The organism is Micromonospora sp. AP08 (assembly GCF_008085935.1).
Taxonomy (GTDB): Bacteria; Actinomycetota; Actinomycetes; order Mycobacteriales; family Micromonosporaceae; genus Micromonospora; species Micromonospora chersina.
In genome coordinates this window covers 1-5,286 of record NZ_VSEZ01000038.1, presented here as the reverse complement: position 1 = coordinate 5,286, position 5,286 = coordinate 1, and the positions used below count along the sequence as shown (strand labels likewise).

The 5,286-nt window shown below is 58.3% G+C and carries 3 rRNA genes; all 3 read left to right on the top strand.

The window, feature by feature from the left end:
• Nucleotides 1–96 precede the first annotated feature (96 nt).
• A 16S ribosomal RNA gene (locus FXF50_RS28995) occupies nt 97–1,613 on the top strand.
• Between the two features lie 378 nt (nt 1,614–1,991).
• Nucleotides 1,992–5,102: ribosomal RNA gene (locus tag FXF50_RS28990) — 23S ribosomal RNA — on the top strand.
• Between the two features lie 77 nt (nt 5,103–5,179).
• Nucleotides 5,180–5,286, top strand: a 5S ribosomal RNA gene (gene rrf / locus FXF50_RS28985); the annotation flags it as partial.

Here is a 5,286-nt window from a genome sequence, read left to right as displayed (position 1 = left end):
ATACCCCGGACTGGCAGCTCTTCTTTGGGAGGGTTTGCTGGTTGGGATTCCTTTGGCAACACTTTTGTTGTCAGGATGATTGTTCAACAAAGATTTTTGTTGGAGAGTTTGATCCTGGCTCAGGACGAACGCTGGCGGCGTGCTTAACACATGCAAGTCGAGCGGAAAGGCCCTTCGGGGTACTCGAGCGGCGAACGGGTGAGTAACACGTGAGCAACCTGCCCTAGGCTTTGGGATAACCCCGGGAAACCGGGGCTAATACCGAATAGGACCTCCGACCGCATGGTCGGGGGTGGAAAGTTTTTCGGCCTGGGATGGGCTCGCGGCCTATCAGCTTGTTGGTGGGGTGATGGCCTACCAAGGCGACGACGGGTAGCCGGCCTGAGAGGGCGACCGGCCACACTGGGACTGAGACACGGCCCAGACTCCTACGGGAGGCAGCAGTGGGGAATATTGCACAATGGGCGGAAGCCTGATGCAGCGACGCCGCGTGAGGGATGACGGCCTTCGGGTTGTAAACCTCTTTCAGCAGGGACGAAGCGTAAGTGACGGTACCTGCAGAAGAAGCGCCGGCCAACTACGTGCCAGCAGCCGCGGTAAGACGTAGGGCGCGAGCGTTGTCCGGATTTATTGGGCGTAAAGAGCTCGTAGGCGGCTTGTCGCGTCGACTGTGAAAACCCGCAGCTCAACTGCGGGCCTGCAGTCGATACGGGCAGGCTAGAGTTCGGTAGGGGAGACTGGAATTCCTGGTGTAGCGGTGAAATGCGCAGATATCAGGAGGAACACCGGTGGCGAAGGCGGGTCTCTGGGCCGATACTGACGCTGAGGAGCGAAAGCGTGGGGAGCGAACAGGATTAGATACCCTGGTAGTCCACGCTGTAAACGTTGGGCGCTAGGTGTGGGGGGCCTCTCCGGTTCCCTGTGCCGCAGCTAACGCATTAAGCGCCCCGCCTGGGGAGTACGGCCGCAAGGCTAAAACTCAAAGGAATTGACGGGGGCCCGCACAAGCGGCGGAGCATGCGGATTAATTCGATGCAACGCGAAGAACCTTACCTGGGTTTGACATGGCCGCAAAACTCGCAGAGATGCGAGGTCCTTCGGGGGCGGTCACAGGTGGTGCATGGCTGTCGTCAGCTCGTGTCGTGAGATGTTGGGTTAAGTCCCGCAACGAGCGCAACCCTCGTTCGATGTTGCCAGCGCGTTATGGCGGGGACTCATCGAAGACTGCCGGGGTCAACTCGGAGGAAGGTGGGGATGACGTCAAGTCATCATGCCCCTTATGTCCAGGGCTTCACGCATGCTACAATGGCCGGTACAATGGGCTGCGATACCGTGAGGTGGAGCGAATCCCAAAAAGCCGGTCTCAGTTCGGATCGGGGTCTGCAACTCGACCCCGTGAAGTCGGAGTCGCTAGTAATCGCAGATCAGCAACGCTGCGGTGAATACGTTCCCGGGCCTTGTACACACCGCCCGTCACGTCACGAAAGTCGGCAACACCCGAAGCCGGTGGCCCAACCCCTCGTGGGAGGGAGCCGTCGAAGGTGGGGCTGGCGATTGGGACGAAGTCGTAACAAGGTAGCCGTACCGGAAGGTGCGGCTGGATCACCTCCTTTCTAAGGAGCACCTTCACCCGAAAGGGTGCAAGGAGCCCGCGGCCCGCGAATGTCGGGTCGGGGTGCTCAATGGCGGAGACACTGGCGAGCTCGGTGCCGGCAACGGCCGGGTTCCTTCTAGTACGGCCAGCTCCTCGGAGCGGGTGTGGAACGAAGACCTGGTGCGGCTGGCGGCGAGTGCAAAGCACCCTGTTGGGTCCTGAAGGAACAACCTCGTGTTGTCTTTCAGAGCCTTGAGGCGAGCGTGATGCTCGTGGAGGCGCCAGGCATGGCCTGGCCTCGCATACCGCCGGCGGTTGGCCGGGTTTGGTGTGGGGCGTTTCGGGTTGTGGGTTGGTCGTTTGTTGAGAATTGCACAGTGGACGCGAGCATCTTTGTGGTCAAGTTGTCAAGGGCGAACGGTGGATGCCTTGGCACCAGGAGCCGATGAAGGACGTGGGAGGCCGCGATAGGCCTGGGGGAGCTGTCAACCAAGCTGTGATCCCAGGGTGTCCGAATGGGGAAACCCGGCACCAGTCATGTGGTGTCACCCGCACCTGAACACATAGGGTGTGTGGGGGGAACGCGGGGAAGTGAAACATCTCAGTACCCGTAGGAAGAGAAAACAACAAGTGATTCCGTGAGTAGTGGCGAGCGAAAGCGGATTGAGGCTAAACCGGCTGCGTGTGATACCTGTCAGGGGTTGCGTGGTCGGGGTTGTGGGACCCTGCTGAACGAGCTGACACTCGTTCGAGAAGTTACAAAGTCAGTGGCTAGTCGAACAGTCTGGAAAGGCTGACCGTAGACGGTGAGAGTCCGGTAGGTGAAAGCTGCTGACCTTCTGTGGGTGTTCCCGAGTAGCGGCGGACCCCTGAAATCTGCCGTGAATCTGCCAGGACCACCTGGTAAGCCTAAATACTTCCTGGTGACCGATAGCGGACGAGTACCGTGAGGGAATGGTGAAAAGTACCCCGGGAGGGGAGTGAAATAGTACCTGAAACCGTTCGCCTACAATCCGTCGGAGCCTTGCGGGGTGACGGCGTGCCTTTTGAAGAATGAGCCTGCGAGTTAGTGGCATGTGGCGAGGTTAACCCGTGTGGGGGAGCCGTAGCGAAAGCGAGTCTGAATAGGGCGAATGTAGTCGCATGCTCTAGACCCGAAGCGGAGTGATCTAGCCATGGGCAGGCTGAAGCGCGGGTAAGACCGCGTGGAGGGCCGAACCCACCAACGTTGAAAAGTTGGGGGATGACCTGTGGTTAGGGGTGAAAGGCCAATCAAACTCCGTGATAGCTGGTTCTCCCCGAAATGCATTTAGGTGCAGCGTCGCGTGTTTCTTGCCGGAGGTAGAGCACTGGATGGTCTAGGGGGCCCACAAGCTTACCGAAATCAGCCAAACTCCGAATGCCGGTAAGTGAGAGCGCGGCAGTGAGACTGCGGGGGATAAGCTTCGTAGTCGAGAGGGAAACAGCCCAGATCACCAGCTAAGGCCCCTAAGCGTGTGCTAAGTGGAAAAGGATGTGGGGTCGCATAGACAACCAGGAGGTTGGCTTAGAAGCAGCCACCCTTTAAAGAGTGCGTAATAGCTCACTGGTCAAGTGGTTCCGCGCCGACAATGTAGCGGGGCTCAAGCACACCGCCGAAGCTGTGGCATTCACATTTTAACCTCGCTTGGACTTGATTCCTTGTGCAGGTGTGTGGATGGGTAGGGGAGCGTCGTGCCGCGAGTGAAGCAACGGGGTGACCTAGTTGTGGACGCGGCACGAGTGAGAATGCAGGCATGAGTAGCGAAAGAAGGGTGAGAAACCCTTCCGCCGGATGACCAAGGGTTCCAGGGCCAGGCTAATCCGCCCTGGGTGAGTCGGGACCTAAGGCGAGGCCGAGAGGCGTAGTCGATGGACAACGGGTTGATATTCCCGTACCCGCGAAAGAGCGACCCTGACGAACCTCGTTGTGCTAACCACCCGAACCTCGGGAGGTCTTCGGACCGAACGAGGCGAGCGTGGGAACCTGGCGGGTAGTAGTCAAGCGATGGGGTGACGCAGGAAGGTAGCTGAGCCCGGCCGGTGGTTGTGCCGGGGTAAGCGTGTAGGCCGTGCCGTAGGCAAATCCGCGGCGCATTAAGGCTGAGACGTGATGCCGAGCCGATTCAGGTGAAGTCAGTGATCCTATGCTGCCGAGAAAAGCCTCTAGCGAGTTCTTAGCGGCCCGTACCCCAAACCGACACAGGTGGTCAGGTAGAGAATACCGAGGCGATCGGGCGAACTGTGGTTAAGGAACTCGGCAAATTGCCCCCGTAACTTAGGGAGAAGGGGGGCCGGAGACGTGAAGCCCCGCGCGGGTGGAGCGTTGTATGGCCGCAGAGAGCAGGGGGAAGCGACTGTTTACTAAAAACACAGGTCCATGCGAAGAAGTAATTCGATGTATATGGACTGACGCCTGCCCGGTGCTGGAACGTTAAGGGGACCTGTTAGCTCTTCGGGGCGAAGCGGAGAACTTAAGCGCCAGTAAACGGCGGTGGTAACTATAACCATCCTAAGGTAGCGAAATTCCTTGTCGGGTAAGTTCCGACCTGCACGAATGGCGTAACGACTTCCCCACTGTCTCAACCACAGGCCCGGCGAAATTGCATTACGAGTAAAGATGCTCGTTACGCGCGGCAGGACGGAAAGACCCCGGGACCTTTACTATAGCTTGACATTGGTACTTGAGTTAGCTTGTGTAGGATAGGTGGGAGCCGGTGAACCATCAACGCCAGTTGGTGGGGAGGCAATCTTGAAATACCACTCTGGTTGATTTGGGTATCTAACTTCGGACCGTTATCCGGTTCAGGGACAGTGTCTGGTGGGTAGTTTAACTGGGGCGGTTGCCTCCTAAAGGGTAACGGAGGCGCCCAAAGGTTCCCTCAGCCTGGTTGGCAATCAGGTGTTGAGTGCAAGTGCACAAGGGAGCTTGACTGTGAGACTGACAGGTCGAGCAGGGACGAAAGTCGGGACTAGTGATCCGGCACTGGCATGTGGAAGCGGTGTCGCTCAACGGATAAAAGGTACCCCGGGGATAACAGGCTGATCTTCCCCAAGAGTCCATATCGACGGGATGGTTTGGCACCTCGATGTCGGCTCGTCGCATCCTGGGGCTGTAGCAGGTCCCAAGGGTTGGGCTGTTCGCCCATTAAAGCGGTACGCGAGCTGGGTTTAGAACGTCGTGAGACAGTTCGGTCCCTATCCGCCGTGCGCGTAGGATACTTGAGAAGGGCTGTCCCTAGTACGAGAGGACCGGGACGGACGAACCTCTGGTGTGCCAGTTGTCCCGCCAGGGGCACGGCTGGTTAGCTACGTTCGGAAGGGATAACCGCTGAAAGCATCTAAGCGGGAAGCTCGCTTCAAGATGAGGTATCCCACCACTCTTTGAGTGGGTAAGGCCCCCAGCTAGACGACTGGGTTGATAGGCCGGAAATGTAAGCCCGGTAACGGGTTCAGTTGACCGGTACTAATAGGCCGAGGACTTGACTACGAAGCTGCTACGCGTCCACTGTGCAACTCTGAACACTCGAACACCCCACGTGTGTGTGTTTGACATGTTCATAGAGTTACGGCGGTCATGGCGGAGGGGAAACGCCCGGTCACATTCCGAACCCGGAAGCTAAGCCCTCCAGCGCCGATGGTACTGCACTCGGGAGGGTGTGGGAGAGTAGGAC